This is a genomic window from Litorivivens sp., from assembly GCF_057445395.1.
Map to the genome: position 1 here is coordinate 1 of NZ_JBVBUV010000051.1, position 17,089 is coordinate 17,089.

At 54.5% G+C, this 17,089-nt stretch carries 16 protein-coding genes and 2 tRNA genes; 3 read left to right on the top strand and 15 right to left on the bottom strand.

Annotated elements, in window-relative coordinates; genetic code table 11:
* From AC222A_RS13585 to pyrG, 10 genes are all read right to left on the bottom strand, one after another.
* A partial coding sequence (locus AC222A_RS13585; protein ID WP_486775107.1) for a LysM peptidoglycan-binding domain-containing protein occupies positions 1-206 on the bottom strand: 206 nt, incomplete at its 3' end.
* 204 nt (positions 207-410) lie between these two features.
* Positions 411-1,256 carry a DUF368 domain-containing protein gene (locus AC222A_RS13590; protein ID WP_372780910.1) on the bottom strand — a complete coding sequence of 282 codons (846 nt, stop codon included), beginning with the start codon at positions 1,254-1,256 and terminating at the stop codon, positions 411-413.
* Positions 1,256-1,921 (bottom strand): protein-L-isoaspartate(D-aspartate) O-methyltransferase, encoded by a 666-nt coding sequence (locus AC222A_RS13595; protein WP_372749483.1) that lies wholly within the window; start codon positions 1,919-1,921, stop codon positions 1,256-1,258. The genes AC222A_RS13590 and AC222A_RS13595 overlap by 1 nt, the downstream gene beginning before the upstream one ends.
* A 7-nt stretch (positions 1,922-1,928) precedes the next feature.
* Positions 1,929-2,930, bottom strand: coding sequence for a tRNA pseudouridine(13) synthase TruD (truD, locus tag AC222A_RS13600; RefSeq protein ID WP_372749484.1), 1,002 nt, complete (start codon positions 2,928-2,930; stop codon positions 1,929-1,931).
* A 1-nt stretch (position 2,931) separates the two neighbouring features.
* Positions 2,932-3,405: a 2-C-methyl-D-erythritol 2,4-cyclodiphosphate synthase gene (gene ispF / locus AC222A_RS13605; protein ID WP_372749485.1), complete on the bottom strand. Its 474-nt coding sequence runs from the start codon at positions 3,403-3,405 to the stop codon at positions 2,932-2,934.
* Between the two features lie 14 nt (positions 3,406-3,419).
* Entirely contained in the window at positions 3,420-4,121 is a 702-nt protein-coding gene (gene ispD / locus AC222A_RS13610) for a 2-C-methyl-D-erythritol 4-phosphate cytidylyltransferase (RefSeq protein ID WP_372780912.1), read from the bottom strand.
* Positions 4,118-4,411 carry a cell division protein FtsB gene (gene ftsB, locus AC222A_RS13615; protein WP_372749487.1) on the bottom strand — a complete coding sequence of 98 codons (294 nt, stop codon included), beginning with the start codon at positions 4,409-4,411 and terminating at the stop codon, positions 4,118-4,120. Before ftsB ends, ispD begins: the two co-directional genes overlap by 4 nt.
* 16 nt (positions 4,412-4,427) lie before the next feature.
* Positions 4,428-5,711, bottom strand: a complete 1,284-nt coding sequence (gene eno / locus AC222A_RS13620) for a phosphopyruvate hydratase (RefSeq protein ID WP_372760103.1) — start codon at positions 5,709-5,711, stop codon at positions 4,428-4,430.
* A 42-nt stretch (positions 5,712-5,753) separates the two neighbouring features.
* On the bottom strand, positions 5,754-6,611 hold the full coding sequence (kdsA, locus tag AC222A_RS13625; protein ID WP_486775108.1) for a 3-deoxy-8-phosphooctulonate synthase: 858 nt from the start codon (positions 6,609-6,611) through the stop codon (positions 5,754-5,756).
* Entirely contained in the window at positions 6,608-8,239 is a 1,632-nt protein-coding gene (gene pyrG / locus AC222A_RS13630; protein WP_486775109.1) for a CTP synthase, read from the bottom strand. The genes kdsA and pyrG overlap by 4 nt, the downstream gene beginning before the upstream one ends.
* A 204-nt stretch (positions 8,240-8,443) precedes the next feature.
* On the opposite strand from pyrG, the gene AC222A_RS13635 reads away from it, so the two are divergent.
* Positions 8,444-9,250: an inositol monophosphatase family protein gene (locus tag AC222A_RS13635; protein WP_486775110.1), complete on the top strand. Its 807-nt coding sequence runs from the start codon at positions 8,444-8,446 to the stop codon at positions 9,248-9,250.
* On the opposite strand, the gene AC222A_RS13640 is transcribed toward AC222A_RS13635, so the two are convergent.
* Together AC222A_RS13640 and AC222A_RS13645 are read right to left on the bottom strand one after the other, a co-directional pair.
* On the bottom strand, positions 9,197-10,129 hold the full coding sequence (locus AC222A_RS13640; protein ID WP_372810398.1) for a 1-aminocyclopropane-1-carboxylate deaminase/D-cysteine desulfhydrase: 933 nt from the start codon (positions 10,127-10,129) through the stop codon (positions 9,197-9,199). The two genes, AC222A_RS13635 and AC222A_RS13640, sit on opposite strands and share 54 nt — an antisense overlap.
* A gap of 40 nt (positions 10,130-10,169) precedes the next feature.
* Positions 10,170-11,522, bottom strand: a complete 1,353-nt coding sequence (locus AC222A_RS13645; protein WP_486775111.1) for a hypothetical protein — start codon at positions 11,520-11,522, stop codon at positions 10,170-10,172.
* Positions 11,523-11,758: 236 nt separating this feature from the next.
* Between AC222A_RS13645 and AC222A_RS13650 the strand changes: the two genes are divergently transcribed.
* Complete coding sequence (locus AC222A_RS13650) at positions 11,759-13,216, top strand: coniferyl aldehyde dehydrogenase (RefSeq protein WP_372749761.1); 1,458 nt, start codon at positions 11,759-11,761, stop codon at positions 13,214-13,216.
* Positions 13,217-13,232: 16 nt separating this feature from the next.
* On the opposite strand, the gene AC222A_RS13655 is transcribed toward AC222A_RS13650, so the two are convergent.
* From AC222A_RS13655 to AC222A_RS13665, 3 genes are all read right to left on the bottom strand, one after another.
* On the bottom strand, positions 13,233-15,665 hold the full coding sequence (locus AC222A_RS13655) for a TonB-dependent receptor (RefSeq protein WP_486775112.1): 2,433 nt from the start codon (positions 15,663-15,665) through the stop codon (positions 13,233-13,235).
* Between the two features lie 254 nt (positions 15,666-15,919).
* Positions 15,920-15,996, bottom strand: a tRNA-Asp gene (locus AC222A_RS13660).
* A gap of 23 nt (positions 15,997-16,019) precedes the next feature.
* A tRNA-Val gene (locus tag AC222A_RS13665) sits at positions 16,020-16,095 on the bottom strand.
* 196 nt (positions 16,096-16,291) lie between these two features.
* Here AC222A_RS13665 and queD point away from each other — a divergent pair.
* Complete coding sequence (queD, locus tag AC222A_RS13670) at positions 16,292-16,645, top strand: 6-carboxytetrahydropterin synthase QueD (protein ID WP_372760209.1); 354 nt, start codon at positions 16,292-16,294, stop codon at positions 16,643-16,645.
* The last annotated feature ends 444 nt before the right edge of the window (positions 16,646-17,089 follow it).

The following is a 17,089-nucleotide window of genomic DNA, read 5'->3' on the forward strand; positions in this document are numbered from 1 at the left end:
CCTCTGACTCCGTTAGCAGACGCTAACCCCCGGTAGTCCAGACCGTAGCGAAAGGCGATGGAATACAAGGTATCACCTCGCTGCACCACATAGTTTTCCGGGGTTCGTTCAGGCGGCGAATGCAAATCAACAACAGGCGCGAAATTTGGTCCCGCAGTGCAGCCAGCCAGCAATAAGATCGTCATAAAAAAAAGAGAGTTCGACAAGCGAAAATTCCCCTTATTAAAAAACGCTTTCCTTATGCCGCCCAGTCTACAAATGTTGATTTTTCCTTCTTTTTACATGGCAGATTTGCGTCTTTTGAGCATCACCACGGGGTGGAGTGAACCCTCTACAACCGCCATTTTCATAACTAAATCCACTTACAGGATACTTTTTATATCAAAACAGTCTGAGCAGGACTAGCGCTTTCAGCTCAAACGCTGCCTCCCGAGATACCCTAGCCCAGCGACTAACACCAGACCAACAATAAATGCGCCGCCCGCAATAGCTGCCTCACTACCGGCAGCCATAGAAACACCCTGCCAAGGCCACAGCACTTTAAGCGACATTAGCAGCACCCCAACCAAAAAACTCATCAGCGCGTTGCGATAGCGTATTAAAAGCCACGACAGCACCCGCACAAACGATAACAGACCTACGATGCAGCCGGCACCAAAGATGAGTATGGTCGCCAAATCCAGCGTATCAATCGCGCTCAGGACAACCGAATAAAGCCCCATCATCAACAGCAGGAAGCTGCCTGAAATTCCAGGCAAAATCATCGCGCAAATGGCGATTGCACCGCCGCCGAACAGCAGCCAGGGCGTGGGCTCAATTGCCACAGGCCGCAATTCAGACACGCCCCACATAAACAACGCACCGATCAACAACCATCCCCCATGACTGAGACGATGCGGTGTTATATCCCGCCACAGCAATATCGATGAGGCCAGAATCAGCCCCATAAAAAAGGAATAGACCGGCTCTGGGTGTTGCGCCAACCCATAGGTGATGACTTTGGCGAGCGAGAATAGGCTTACTGCAATACCAGCCATCAGCGCCAGCAAAAAGTTCGCGTTTACGTGATGCCAAGCATCTACAATACGCCCCTTGAGCACAAGCCGGAAAAAATCGATGTTGATTGCGCTGAGGCTTTGTATCAGCGTGGCATAGATGCCGGTAATCAGGGCGACCGTACCGCCAGACACCCCAGGCACCACATCTGCCGCACCCATAGCGACACCACGCAAAAATACGCCGAAATGCTTCATCATCAGCCTACAGTTCCTTCGAGCAGCGGCACAAACATCACCGGTGTCACGCTGATTTCTTCGAGATTGGCGCCATTTTTCCTGAACAGTTTGAGCTCCTGCTTACGACCGTCCCCCACTGGAATAACCAGCAGGCCACCGTCATCGAGCTGAGCAATCAAAGGCTCAGGGACGGATTCGGGGGCTGCTGTCACAATCACCGCATCGTAGGGACCGCGCGCCTCCCAGCCCATGCCACCATCGGCGTGTTTCATATAAACATTGGAAAGCCCCAAGGTGCGCATGCGTTCACGTGCCTTGGATTGCAAGGGCAATATGCGCTCCACCGAGTACACCCGCTCCACCAGCTGGGCGAGAACCGCAGTCTGATACCCTGACCCCGTACCAATTTCCAGCACCCGCTTGCGCGGTCCGGCACTAAGAATCAGCTCTGTCATCAATGCGACAATATACGGTTGCGACAGGGTTTGCTGGTAGCCTATTGGCAGCGCACTGTCTTCATAGGCCCGATGAGACAAGGCCTCATCGAGAAAAATGTGCCGCGGGGTTCGACCGAGAACCTCAAGCACCGATGCGTCTTTGATGCCCTGCTCCCGCAATCGATTGATCAGCCGGTCGCGCGTGCGCTGGGATGTCATTCCAATGCCGCCAAAATTTTGTTGCGTCATGCCATTACTATTCCGAATAATCAATCAATTCTCGCACAAGCGCCGTGGCGAAGCAGCCGCGCGGCAGTGAAAACGCCAACCGAACGCCCTCGTCAGCGGGCTCTGCCGCCAAGCCCTTGGGAATCACTCTCAGTGGACGACGAGCTGCCTCAACACCACGCTTTACCAGCGCGGCCACCACCGGAGCGTATGGCTCAAGGAGTCTATTTTCACAATCTGCCGCTGCATTGACCGGGGCGGTGCGCCCCACTTTGCCCGGTAGTGGTCCGGTGGGGTGAATCTCTCCGGTTTCCAGCCTGTGCGCAAGTTCCTCGCAGAGCACATCCTGAAAGACACTGTTGCCGTCGCCCAGCGCAAACAGATCCCCTGCCAATGCCGTATTCCAGTTGCCGGCAGCCACACGCCCTGCCAAGACTGCATTAAATAACTGTGCGCGAACGACTGATAGCCAAAGCCCGCGCTTGAAACGGGAAACTTTACCACCGCCAAGCAGCCAGCGTTGGGCGGCTTCGATATTTTCACCGTGGCGACCAAAACGCTGCTCACCAAAGTAGTTGGGCACGCCGCGCTGAGCCACCGTGGATATCCGCTGCTCTAATTGGGCCAGAGTTACCCCCGACAGCACCAACTCAAAGTGATTGTAACGGTGCGTACCCCGGCGCAGTTTTCGCCGGTGTCGCTCAGATCGCAGCACCTTGATGCGCGAGTCACTAAACGCAGACCAGTCCGCACTGGCAGCACCAAGCATATGTAGGCTGAACCATTGACGGGTAACGGCATGCTTGTCTTTCAGACCCGAATAACTGATATCACGCGCGCCGGAAAAACCTTTCAACAGATCGGCCGCCTCCGGCGTCGTCAGTCCGGTTTTTTCAATATAGACCCAGTCAAACTCACCCTCAGCGTCAAACGAAACATCCAGCGTCTCGATCACTCGGAAATGCTCTGGCAGCACTCGCATGCGGCCGACGGACACCGGACCGCCCCACGCAAATGGACACTGCAGCACTTCAGTGCTCCTCCAGCAACACCGTAGCGAAAGCTGCTATGCCTTCACCACGACCAGTAAAACCGAGTTTTTCACTAGTCGTGGCCTTAACGCTTACCCGCGACGATGAGGTGTTCATATCCGCCGCGATGGTCTTGCACATGGCATCAATATGCGGCGCCAATCTGGGCTTTTGCGCAACAACCGTGATATCGGCATTACCCAGCTGATAACCCTTGCTGGCAACCAGTTCAACCACATGGCGGAGCAATTCGCGACTGTCTATACCAGCAAAGCGTGGATCGGTATCGGGAAAATGCTTGCCGATGTCACCCAGCGCCAGTGCGCCCAGCAGTGCATCACACAAGGCGTGCAGCACTACATCACCGTCTGAATGCGCAACCAGCCCCTGATCGCACGCTATTTTTACACCGCCAAGACAGACGGTATCTCCATCACCAAAGCGATGTACATCGATACCCTGACCAATTCTCATTGTAACGCTCTCTCCTATCCTGGCTGGGCATCAAGAATCATGGCGGCCAGTTCGATATCTTCCGGCACCGTAATTTTTATATTGCGATTACTTCCCGGGAACAAGCGCGGCTTAAACCCGGCCCACTCCACCGCCGAGGCCTCGTCTGTAATGGCGATTCCCTCAGCCAGCGCACGTTCAAGGCTGTCGCGCAAAATCTGATAACGAAACACCTGAGGGGTTTGCGCCGCCCACAGTGCGCGCCGATCAATTGTTTCAGAGACTCGCAGCTCGGAATCACTGCGCTTGAGCGTATCGGCCACAGGAATGGCCATAAGTCCACCCACCAAATCGCTTTGCAGCGACTTCCGCATATCCTCAATTTGATGTGGCTGCACGCAAGGACGCGCTGCGTCATGCACCATAACCCAGTCGTCAGGACCCGCGTTAGCGGCGAGAGCCTTTAGTCCCGCCAACACCGAGTCGGCTCGTTCAGCGCCTCCGCTAACCGTCTGAATCTGTGGATGCTTGCCTATAGACTCGTTTGGCCACCAACGGTCTTCCGCAGAAATAGCCACCACGATGCGATGGACATCAGACAATGACAACAATCGCTTTAAGGTTCGGGAAAGCACCGTTTCACCGGCTACGGTCAGATATTGCTTGGGGATACCGGCCCCCATACGGCTGCCCACCCCGGCCGCCGGAACCACGACCCAAAGATTGTCTGCAGTCACGGCGTCTCAGCCTCATCGACAATCAAATAGAAAGTTTCGCCCTTTTTGATCAGGCCCAGCTCACGCCGGGCTCGTTCTTCCACCGTGGCAAGATCGGTTTTGAGGCTCAACACTTCTTTCGCCAAGCGCTCGTTGCGCGCGCGCAACTCAGCGTTAGTCTCCTCCTGCTGCGCGATTTCTCGGCGCAGACGAGTAATCTCTTCCCAGCTGCCCGGTCCAAACCAGAGGCGATATTGCAACCAGACAAATATCGCCAGCAACAGGAAAAGCAGAGCATTGCGCCTTATCACTCGCGCGCCTCGGAGCTTAGGAGGTAAACTCGTCGCGGCCGCGATAGGCTGCGCCGAGCTCAGCTTCGATACGCAGCAGGCGGTTATATTTGGCAACCCGGTCTGAGCGGCACAGTGAGCCAGTCTTGATCTGACCAGCCGCCGTAGCAACCGCCAAGTCGGCGATGGTGGTATCTTCGGTTTCACCACTGCGGTGAGAAATAACCGCTGTAAATCCGGCATCTTTCGCCATCTTGATCGCGTCCAGGGTTTCGCTCAGCGAACCAATCTGATTAAACTTGATCAGAATGGAGTTACCCACTTTTTCGTCGATACCCCGCTTGAGGATCTTGGTGTTGGTAACAAACAGGTCATCGCCTACCAACTGCACCCGGTCGCCAATACGTTGGGTCAAAATTGCCCAGCCGTCCCAATCGCTTTCGTCCATACCATCTTCGATGGAGATGATCGGGTATTTCTGGCTGAGGTCATCGAGATATTCGGCGAAACCGGCCGCATCAAAGGTCTTGCCTTCACCTGCCAGATCGTACTTGCCATTCTTGTAAAACTCGGACGACGCACAGTCCAGAGCCAGGGTGATATCTTCGCCCAGCTTATAACCGGCATTGGCAACCGCTTCCGCAATCACTTCCAAGGCGGCTTCATTTGACGGCAGGTTTGGTGCGAACCCACCTTCGTCACCCACCGCTGTGCTCAGGCCTCGGCTGGACAACACCTTCTTGAGAGCGTGAAAAATCTCGGCACCCTGACGCAGAGCTTCAGCAAAGCTGTCGGCGCTGACGGGCTGCACCATAAATTCCTGAATATCCACATTGTTGTCGGCATGTTCGCCGCCATTCAGAATATTCATCATGGGGACCGGCATGGTGTACTCGCCAGCCGTTCCATTAATTTCAGCAATGTGCTGATACAGGGGAATCCCCTTCTCGGCTGCGGCGGCCTTAGCCGTAGCCAGCGACACCGCCAGAATGGCGTTGGCGCCTAGATTGCCTTTATTCTCTGTGCCATCGGCGTCAATCATGGCCTGGTCAATCGCACGTTGGTCTGTGGCATCGCGGCCCATCAGCAGATCGCGAATTGTTGTGTTTACGTTGGCGACAGCTTTTAACACACCTTTACCAAGGTAACGAGATTTGTCACCGTCACGCAGCTCAAGCGCTTCGCGCGAGCCGGTAGAGGCGCCAGAGGGTGCGCACGCTGTGCCCACCGCACCGGAGGCCAGAACCACATCGGCTTGAATAGTTGGGTTACCGCGGCTGTCCAAAACCTCGAAGGCCTTGATATCAACAATTTCTGCCATGAATGAATCTCCAGATAAGTTATTGGGGTAATCGGGTTAACGTCAGCTGATGTCCAGTGGGGGAAGTGCTTTTACCGCATCGTCCACGGCTTTCATCTGCGCCAGAAAGGGTTCCAGCTGATCGAGCGGCAAGGCACTTGGGCCGTCACAGCGCGCCTTATCAGGGTTGGGGTGTGCTTCCAGAAAAAGCCCTGCCAGCCCGATAGCCATACCAGCGCGGCCTAGCTCGGCCACTTGATGACGTCGTCCACCAGAGGCCGCCCCCATGGGGTCGCGGCACTGTAGGGCATGGGTTACATCGAAAATCAGTGGTGCCCCGCCGCTTACGTCACGCATGGTACGAAAGCCCAGCATATCGACGACCAGGTTGTCATACCCGAAGTTGCTGCCGCGTTCACACAGCATGAGCTTCTCATTGCCACACTCGGCAAACTTCTCACAGATATTTTTCATCTGGGCCGGGCTCAGAAACTGGGGCTTCTTGATATTAATGACCGCCCCGGTCGCGGCCATGGCTTTGACAAGATCCGTCTGCCGAGCCAGGAAAGCCGGCAACTGCAACACGTCACATACCTCAGCCACTGGCGCGGCCTGATCACATTCGTGAATATCCGTGATCACCGGCACATCAAACGTCGCCTTGATCTCTTCAAAAATCTTCAGTCCTTCGTCGAGACCCGGCCCCCGAAAGGAATGCACTGATGACCGGTTCGCCTTGTCAAAAGACGCTTTAAAAACGTAGGGAATACCCAGCCGGGCGCACACCTGCACATAGTGCTCCGCCACCTGCAAGGCGAGGTCGCGCGACTCCAGTACATTCATTCCGCCAAACAGTGTGAACGGACGGTTATTGGCAACTGGCAGACGGGCAACGGTTATCGTTTTGTCTGCAATAGTCATGACCCGTTACCCAGTTGCTCAAGCGCAGCCCCGACAAACCCATTAAATAGCGGGTGCCCTTCTCGGGGCCGAGAGGTAAATTCCGGGTGAAACTGACAGGCAATAAACCAGGGGTGGTCCGCCAGCTCAACAACTTCAACCAGTGAGCCATCTGACGACCAGCCAGAAATGGTGAGGCCGGCGGCCTGAAGCTGCTCAATGTAATTGTTGTTCACCTCATAGCGGTGTCGGTGCCGCTCCATAATGCGCTCAGAACCGTAGGCATCACAGGCGCGGGTGCCAGCAACCAGGCCACATTCCTGACCACCCAGACGCATGGTGCCGCCAAGGTCCGCAGATTCATCGCGGGTCTCACGCTTGCCGCTGGCGTCTTCCCACTCAGTGATCAGCCCAATGACCGGGTGAGCAGTGTCGGCGACAAACTCAGTGCTATGAGCCCCTTCCAAACCGGCCACATGGCGGGCGTAGTCGATGACCGCCACCTGCATGCCCAGACAGATCCCCAGGTAAGGAATTTTCTGCTCGCGAGCATGTTTGACAGTTAAGACCTTGCCTTCCACGCCGCGCAAACCGAACCCGCCCGGCACCAGAATGCCGTGTACACCGTCGAGCACAGAGGTGCCTTTGGTTTCGATCTCTTCTGAATCGATATACCGGATATTGACCTTGGTTTTGGAGTGAATGCCGGCGTGGGAAAGTGCTTCATTGAGCGACTTGTAGGCGTCAATAAGCTCCATGTACTTGCCGACCATAGCGATGGTCACTTCCCGCTCAGGGTGCAGATCGCCTTCGATAACAGCATTCCACTCTGAAAGGTCAGCTTCTGGACACTCAATACCGAAGCGCTCCACGATAATGCTGTCGAGCCCCTGTGCCTGAAGCATGGACGGAATACGGTAGAGAGAATCCGCATCGGGCAAGGGAATGACTGAGCGCGGCTCAACGTTGGTAAACAGCGCAATCTTGCGACGCGAACCCTCGTCAATTTCGTGATCTGAGCGGCACAGAAGAATATCAGGCTGCAAGCCGATAGAGCGCAGCTCTTTCACCGAGTGCTGAGTAGGCTTGGTTTTGGTCTCACCGGCAGTGGCAATATAGGGCACCAGGGTCAGATGCATCAGCATGGCGTTTTTGGCGCCCAGCTCTACCTGCATCTGCCTGGCGGCTTCGAAGAAAGGAAGCCCCTCGATGTCACCCACGGTACCGCCAATTTCGACAATGGCGATATCTGCATCACCGGCGCCCAGCATGACGCGACGCTTTATCTCGTCGGTAATATGAGGAATAACCTGAACAGTGCCGCCCAGGTAATCACCGCGGCGCTCCTTGCGCAGCACCGTTTCGTATACTCGCCCGGTGGTAAAGTTGTTGCGTTTACCCATTTTGCTACGGAGAAAACGCTCATAGTGACCCAGGTCGAGATCTGTTTCTGCACCATCCTCGGTAACAAAAACCTCGCCGTGCTGAAATGGGCTCATGGTGCCCGGGTCAACGTTAATGTAGGGATCCAGTTTGAGGACAGTCACATTGGGGCCCCGGGCCTCCAAAATAGCTCCGAGTGAGGCCGAGGCAATTCCTTTGCCCAAAGACGAAACAACACCACCGGTCACGAAGATGAAACGCGCCATGTACTACCTTTAAGAATGTGCAGGTTTAGAGGGTAGAGGCGCGAGAAGGAAAGATTCTCAGCCCCCGTGAGATGGGTGGTCAGTCTAGCAGGAAGGTGCATTTGAGACAATTGAAGGAATGGGAAAATACCACTCTCATCGTGTCTACCTCTCTGGTATAATCGCGCGCCTGTCGCTATCCATACAAGCCAAGGCTCTTTATATATGCAACCGATGTTGAACATTGCGCTTCGCGCTGCGCGCAAGGCGGGCGAAATTATTGCCCGCGCCTCCGAACAAACCGAGCGCCTTAAGATCGAGACCAAAGGCACCAACGACTTCGTTACCGACATCGACCGCGCCGCCGAGCGGGAAATTGTCTACCACATCCGCAAAGCCTACCCCGATCACGCCATCCTCGGCGAAGAGTCGGGCCAAAGTGACAACCCGGATTCCGACTATCAATGGGTAATCGACCCCCTGGACGGCACCACCAACTTTATCCGGGGCATCCCTCATTACGCGGTCTCTATCGCCTGTCTTTATAAGGGCGTTATTGAACACGCGGTGGTACTGGACCCCATTCGCCGCGAAGAATTCACCGCCAGTCGCGGCCGCGGCGCACAGCTCAATGGGCGTCGTATCCGGGTTAGCCAGATGACCAGCATGGAAGGCGCCCTGTTCGGCACCGGAATCCCCTACAAAAACCGCAACGATGAGCTGATGCCCGAATTTATGGGAAGTCTTGCCGCCGTGGCGTCACAGACCGCAGGTATTCGTCGCGCTGGCGCAGCCGCACTCGACCTTGCCTATGTGGCTGCCGGTCGTCTGGATGGTTTTTGGGAAGTGAGCCTGAATCGCTGGGATATTGCTGCCGGAATCCTACTGATCAAAGAAGCAGGCGGGTTGGTCAGCGACTTCCAGGGCGGCAACAAGCATTTCGAAACCGGTAATATTGTGGCCGCCAACCCGAAAGTACTAAAACCCCTCCTCCAGACCTTGAAACCCCACCTCGGCAAGGTCGGCCAGTAACGCCGGATAACCTCGCAAGCCCTGCAGGCCCCCGGTATGCAGGGCCAGCAGGGATCGCCCCTGAAATTCCCCCGCCTGCACTTGTTGCAGCAGCGCGTAAAGCAATTTACCGGTGTACACCGGCTCCAACACAACCTGATGTCGCCGATAAAAATCGACGATAAAGCGAGCCAGCTCTGGCGAACACGTGCCGTAGCCACCCATAGCGACATCCTCAACAATCGCCCAATTGTCGGCGCAGAGCCCCGCACTGCGCAGATGCTCCTCCACCGCGCTCTGATAAAAACCGCCTTTCACCATCGGATAGCCACACACCTGAACCTGCGCTTTCGCACCCAGCCCCGCAGCCACACCGGCCAATGTGCCCCCGGTACCACACGCTAGAGCGACTATCAGATCTCTATCTGGTAACGCCCGAGCAATTTCACGGCCAAGAGACACACAACCTGTAACACCCAGCGCATTGCTACCACCCTCCGGCACCCAAAAGGTATCCGGCCAATCACCAGACAGCAAATCAAGAAAACCGGGATCGTGGCGACGACGGTAGTCGCTGCGAGACAAAAAAATGAACTCCATCCCCCAGCGACGCGCATCTTCCAACATGGGGGTGAGCGCAGTAGAGGCATCTGCACGCACCAGCCCCAGGGTCTTCAACCCCCGCGCCTGCCCCGCGCGCGCCAGCGCATGCAGATGATTGGACCAAGCGCCGCCAAAACTAGCCACCCGCAATCGACCGGCGGCAACGGCGTGATCCAGGTTCGAACTCAGCTTGTAGTATTTATTGCCGGCAAGCACGCCGGGCAACTGATCCAGCCGCCAGAGATACAGTGGCACACCAGCACGCGCGAAGCGCTCATCAAAGATTTGTTGAAGCATCAGCGCGGAGTCGATGAATCCGGCACAGCCGCGAAACCGGTCAAATCCCGCCCCCCAGATGCTCCCGACACCGGTCGCTTTCACCGTGACGAAAGTAGAGAGGCTTCATCACTTTGTCTATCGGCTGTCCACACACCTGCCCGTCAGCATCCTTGAACCGGCACACCGGCAAGCGGTAGTGCATTAGCCATTCACGATAATGCTCTATCGGCACGCCACAGCGCTGCGACACAAAGGCTATGGGATCGTTTACGTAGGCCGTAATCTCTGCCGGCACCAAGACCAGGTGCTCTATACCAGGGTGGTAGGCAACAAAGGTGATTCCAGTATCCGTCATGCGCTGCAGAATCTGGCCGCTGTCATTTTTCATCAGCGATTGCAGCTCTTTTTTGGTCAGCGTCAGCTCATCGCGCAACTTTGCAATCTGCTCGTCGCGGTAGTGGAGCTCAGCCTCGCGCATGGCAATCCGCTCATTCAACTCTTCGGCCTGCGCCTTGGTTTTGTCGGCCAGCTCAACCTGAAACTGCTCACGTAACACGGCAACCTCAGCGGCATACTCAGAACTACCTTTGCGCAGGGTCTCCTCATAGCGCTCGCGAATCTTATTAAATTTGTTTTCGTAACCGTCCAGCGCCTCTTTCAGCTTCAACTCATTACGACGGGCTTTAGCGAGACGATTTTTGAGTTCCTGCAAACTCTCGTCCTTTGCACGAAGGCGCTCTACATAACTCGCCTCCGTAGAATCGACGCGGCGTTTCAGGCGCTCTGCAAGCGTGCTGAGTTCCAACCTGTGCTTTTGCTTTAAACCTTCCAGGCGGCGACGATATTTTCGATTAAAGCGCGGCCCGGTGGGCGCCTCGGGCGCTACTGGTGAGGACGGCGGTACATTAACCTGCGGCTGCGGCTGGGCCTGTACCGGCGCAGCAGGTGTCACCCTCACCGCAGGGCTGCGCTCCTCAATCAAGCCGAGTCGGTTGCGTTTTACCGCCTCCACCAGCAAATCAAACGTTGAGTTGGCCCCCATTTCCGGGTCCCACAACTTGTCTTTGTACCAGACTACGGGGCAAGAGCTACGACACGCCAGACGAATAGTGCCGTCTCCGAGATCCGGCCCGGTCAGGCCGTGATCAGCAAGATGCTGCAAAGGAATGTTCCAGGTTGATTCAACCTGACCATCTTCTGCAAAGGGAAGCGTAAAAAAGACAGCCGCCTGGATCACGAGGTGGCGATTGATTTGCAGATAGACCGCCTTAACGACCTTACCTGAATAGGCGGGCACGCCGGCAAAACCATCAAGCACAGCCTCAAACTCGGCGTAGCGAACTTCCTTGTCTACCAGGTCACCTTTAAAAAAGACGACTGCTTCATTGGCTCCCGCCTGTAGATCGAGCATAGTCACTCCGTCGTGAGTGCAAGGCGTGTGTATAGCGTAATTATCCGGCAAATAGTACGCATAAAACAGCAGCTTAGCTGGGAACAATATCACACTAATCGGCACTTGCGACGCATTAGGCGCCCCTTTCAGACCATTTAAACGATGATCGCGACACTAATGAAATGGCGCGAAAAGGCAAAACTTTACGCTCCACAGCATGTATGATCGAGACAACCAACCAACGGGGGTGAACCATGAGCAACCTGGCAGAAGCGCAACAACCTGAAAATACATCACAGCAACGCGCACCAAGCAGCGAACGCATCGACGACGTATTCGCCCGACAAAAGGCAGCCTCTCGCACGCACGCCTATCCAACCGCAGCCGAACGCATCGCCCACTTGGACACGCTTGCCAACCTTCTGGAAACCCATCAGGATGCCATAGCCGAAGCAATCAGCGCTGATTTTGGCAATCGCGCCGCGCAGGAGTCCAAAGTACTGGAAATATTTGGCCTGCTCAGCGGCTGTCATTACACCAAAAAGCGCATTAAACGCTGGATGAAGCCCCAGAAACGCCATGTAGGCCTTGCGTTTTTCGGCGCCAAAAACCGAGTGATACCACAACCAAAAGGTGTTGTGGGTATTGTCACCCCTTGGAACTATCCTCTCTTCCTCGCACTTAGCCCTGCCATCAGCGCCCTCGCCGCCGGCAATCGCTGCATCATCAAAATGGCCGCCAATTCACAAACACTGGCACGCCTGATGGACAAACTGATCAGCGAGGCATTCGACGACACGGTGCTGGCAGTAATCCCCGGTGTTTCCGCTCAGACGTTCACTGACCGCCCCTGGGACCACCTGATATTCACCGGCTCTCCCTCCACAGGCAAAACCGTGATGGAAACTGCCGCCAAATATCTGACGCCCGTGACCCTTGAGCTGGGCGGCAAATCGCCCACCATCATCGCCGAAGATTACGACATCAAAACCGCCGCAGAACGACTGCTATTCGGCAAATTTCTCAACGCCGGCCAAACTTGCGTGGCACCGGACTATCTGTTTGTCCCCGAACAAAAGGTTCCCGACTTTATCGAGGCCGCCAAAGCCATTGTCAAAGCACGCTATCCGCGCCTCGACACCCCCGATTACACCTCTGTGATCGACGAAAAAGCCTACCAGCGATTGACGCAAACACTGGATGACGCCACAACGAAAGGCGCAAACGCGGTCAATCTGTTAGACGAAGCTGCTCGAGATGACTCGCTGCGCAAAATCGCCCCACACCTGGTCTGCGACGTGAAGCCCGATATGATGATCATGCGTGATGAAATCTTCGGCCCCCTGCTTCCGATCAAGCCCTACCGCGACCTCGATGAGGTAATCCAATACATTAACGAGAATGAGCGCCCGCTCGCGCTGTATTTATACAGCAACAACAAAGCGACTCAGGACAAGGTGATCTACAACACCTTGTCGGGCGGCATGTGCATCAATGACAGCGTGGTACACGTTGCCCAGCATGACATGCCCTTCGGCGGTGTCGGCAACAGCGGCATGGGCCACTACCACGGCCACGAAGGATTCGTTGAATTCTCCAAAATGCGACCGATATTTCAACAGGGACCGATGAGTGGACTACTGATGATGGCACCACCCTACGGCAAAACTTTCGACACCATGTACAAGGCGATGCTCAAACTTAAACTGTAAGCTTGTATCGGTGCGGCTAGTCAAAGGCTAGCCGCGCCTGAATACCCCAATGGCGAAATGCCGCGCGGGTCGGCATGGCTTGGGCTCGCGCTATAAAGCCATCAATTTCACCGTAAGCCGCGTAAAACCGTTCGTCTGTCAGGTTTTTACCAAACACGCCCACCGAGTAGCGCCCACCCCTATCACTCAGGTTCACTGACGCATCCCACAAGCCATAGGCCGGGTTTGCGTTCAATGGGTCCCGCTGTAAGTTGAACTGCTGTTTATCCTGCCAGGCGTATGCTATGCGAAAATCCCACCCCCAGGGAATAGCACGTAAATCCCTGTGATAGTCAGCCGCCACATGCCATTTTAGACTCGGCGTTACCGGTGACTCAGAACCCGACAGATCCTGGGTGTCTCCTTCGCCATCGCCATTACTGTCAATGGTGCAGCCGTCAGCCGCATCCTGCCCTACGTAGCAGGCATTCGTGAAGTTTTCGAGTGTCGCATCAGTGTAGGCCACACCACCTGAAAGCCGCAGATCGTCAGTAGCGGCTAGCGTAAATTCCAGCTCCACACCTGCACTTTCAATATCTCCGGCGTTAATTACTTCAGTATTAAATGTACCTGGCGTCAATTGCGCCGCCTGAAAATTTTCAACAACCATCGAAAAGACATTCGCATTGAGCGATAAGCGGTTATCCCAGAAACGCCCTTTTAGACCCAGCTCGGTAGAGAAGGCATCCTCTGAGTCTACCAGCGCACGTTCAGGTGTAGTCGCTGTCGCGGACGCATTGATACCAGCGCCTTTGAAACCCGTGCTAACACTGGCATATACCGAAACCTCGTCACTGAATCGATAAATCAAACCCAGCCGACCGGTAACCTTGTTTTCGGTCTGCTCATCATCCAGCACGATGGCGGGCAAGGTCTGAAAGCTATTCAGATCGTAAAGTTTGGGATTAGCACGAATCCGATCAACGGCCGAACGTATTGCCGACTTCGGCGCACCCTCAAAGAAAGGCTGCGCGACACCCAAAGGGCTTTCACTGTCTGGATCATAAAGATCCATCTGCACAATACGCCAACCCAGTGTTTCACGAGTAAATCTGGCACCGGCAAACAAAGAAATGCTGTCAGTCAGATCTAGCGTGACATCACCAAATATCGCGCTGGTGTCATCCGTCACTACCGAGTCAGTCATATGCACCAACGAAATGATCGGGTTCGGGCCCGGCGCCGCGGGGCGATTCACTAAATCAATCACGGTTGGCAAGGTAAGAAAGGCATTTTCTTTTAACGATTGATAAAAAGCACCGGCAATGTAGCTGTAGTGTGCACCACTACCCTCAACCCGAAGTTCTTGGGTGAATGTATAGGAACTGATCGGTGCGCGCCCGCTGCCGAAAGGCGCCCCCCGATAACCGATAAATACGCCCGGCGCAGCTTCTACAGTAGTTGGTTTGATAGTCTCCGGTCCAAGATCCACATCTAGCTCAGAATCCGTATCAAACTCACGGTAGCTAGTGATTGCCCGAACACCAAGCCCCTCCGACAGCGACCATAAATAGTCGAGGCTCAAACCCCAGCCAACATCCACATTTTCGGGGTCAATATCGATATTAACCTTGGGATCATCAAAGCTGGGGATAAATCCATTTCGATCAACGAATTCCTGTGTGAGCTGGGTATCCGGCACCAGCACCAGAAACTGAGGCGCAGAAAATATATCGCGATAGTCTGCACTCAGACGTAGCTCCATATCCTCGTTTAGGTCAATATCGAACTTCGCCAACACACCTTGACTATCAATGCCGCCCTGATCACGACCTACTGGGTGAATATTCTCAATAAAGCCATCCATTTCACGCTTGAAAACATTGATTCGATAGCGAGCAGCCTCGGTGTAAAACGGACCCGTCACCATAGCTCGCAATATCTTCTCACTGTCATTGGTATAGCTTCCAGACACCTCACCACGCCACTCAGCTTCCGGACGCTGCGTTACGATATTCAGCGCTCCCGCTGTGGCATTCTTGCCAATCAGCGTACCCTGCGGGCCGCGCAGAACCTCAATTCTCTCAACGTCTGCGAGACTCATAATAAATTCCGCACTACGTGACAACGCGACGCCGTCAACAATCACTGCCACCGCAGGCTGAATGGAACCCTGCTGCACAAAAGAAGAAATGCCACGCATAGCAAAGGAACTGGCAGACGCAGCGAAGCTACGTGTAAAACTTAAGGAAGGCGTCAGACGCACAAAATCCTGAGTATCTGCGACCTGAGACGCCTGAATTTGTCCCTGATCGACAACCGCCACCGAGATCGGCACATCCATTAGCGATTGCTCACGCTTTTGCGCAGTAACAACAACCTCTTCCAACACCGGCGCTGCCTGCAACAGACCAGCCACTACGAAGCTGGTGATGAACCCGAATGACAAGGACATAGGCCTGGCTGACATTGAAACTCTCCGTGATATCAATGAATAAACACCAAGAACAGGTTTCCGGGATCAGGAGTCAGGCTATTTCGCACTGTTATTGTTCTACTGGCGTTAAACGGGCGAATAAAACCCGCGAACCAAAAGACTATGATAGCCTCGCCTTTTTAGTCAACAGTGATGTCAATTAATGGGCGAGTAGAGAGGATAAGGGCATGCGATTTTTGCAGCACAAACAAAAAACCCTGCTCGATGGCAGGGCTTCTGTGTTTGTCTGGCGGACCGGACGGGACTCGAACCCGCGACCTCCGGCGTGACAGGCCGGCATTCTAACCAACTGAACTACCGGTCCGCATAACAAACAAACTCGTTAATTGGTGGGTGGTGACGGGATCGAACCGCCGACCCTCTGCTTGTAAGGCAGATGCTCTCCCAGCTGAGCTAACCACCCCCCGAACGAGTGAGGCGCATTCTACCGAAAACCCGAGGCTTGTCAAACGTAACTACAAAGAAATTTAAAGTTTTTTTGCATTTGCATGAATGCTGAACAATTCGTCTGTTATTTGAGCGAAATCAGGGGATTGGGAAACCTGTACAAGCCACTCCATCGCCTTTACCATAGCCGCGTTTTCATACAGGTAAGTCTCGTGGACGTATTCAAGGAATTCACATTCGAAGCGGCACACCACCTTCCGAATGTGCCGGAAGACCATAAATGTCGTCGCCTCCACGGACACAGCTTTCATGTAAGGCTAACCGTAAGTGGCGAGCTGGATGCCAACGCCGGCTGGATCATGGACTTCGCCGATCTCAAACGCGCCTTCCAAGCTACCTACGAGCGCCTGGACCACCACTACCTGAACGACATTCCCGGCCTGGAAAACCCGACCAGCGAAAATCTGGCGATCTGGATCTGGGACCAATTAAAGCCCACCCTGCCCCAACTCAGCGCTGTCGAAATCAGAGAAACCTGCACCAGCGGCTGCATTTATCGCGGCTAGCGCCCCATTTACTCGCACAGTGCCCGCTAAGTGTTACCGTCAGGCGACGCTATGTCACAGTTTTTTCGTTATGTGCGGTAACACGTTACATTTTTTGATCAGATTGGGTAACAATTATTCACAAGGTGATTAGGGATTTATCATCCGCGCCCCAAAACCGCCCCCCACTGACACCCCGCATCAACAAACCAACGTAACCCAATGTTTTTATTATCATTTGTTTCAATGTTGAAAAATTAGCCAATTTGCTGAGGTGCACTTGCCGCGCGCTTTCGCGAAGGAAGTCGACATTTTATTCACTGAGTTATCCACAGATATTGTGGAAAACGTCACGAGAGATTCACAGTTACGACCCTATAACCCAAAACTCCTTTCTACCTAGCCCCCGTCGCTGCTACAATTTCGTGACAATAAAGTGTCACCTATATGAACAAAAGTTCTTAC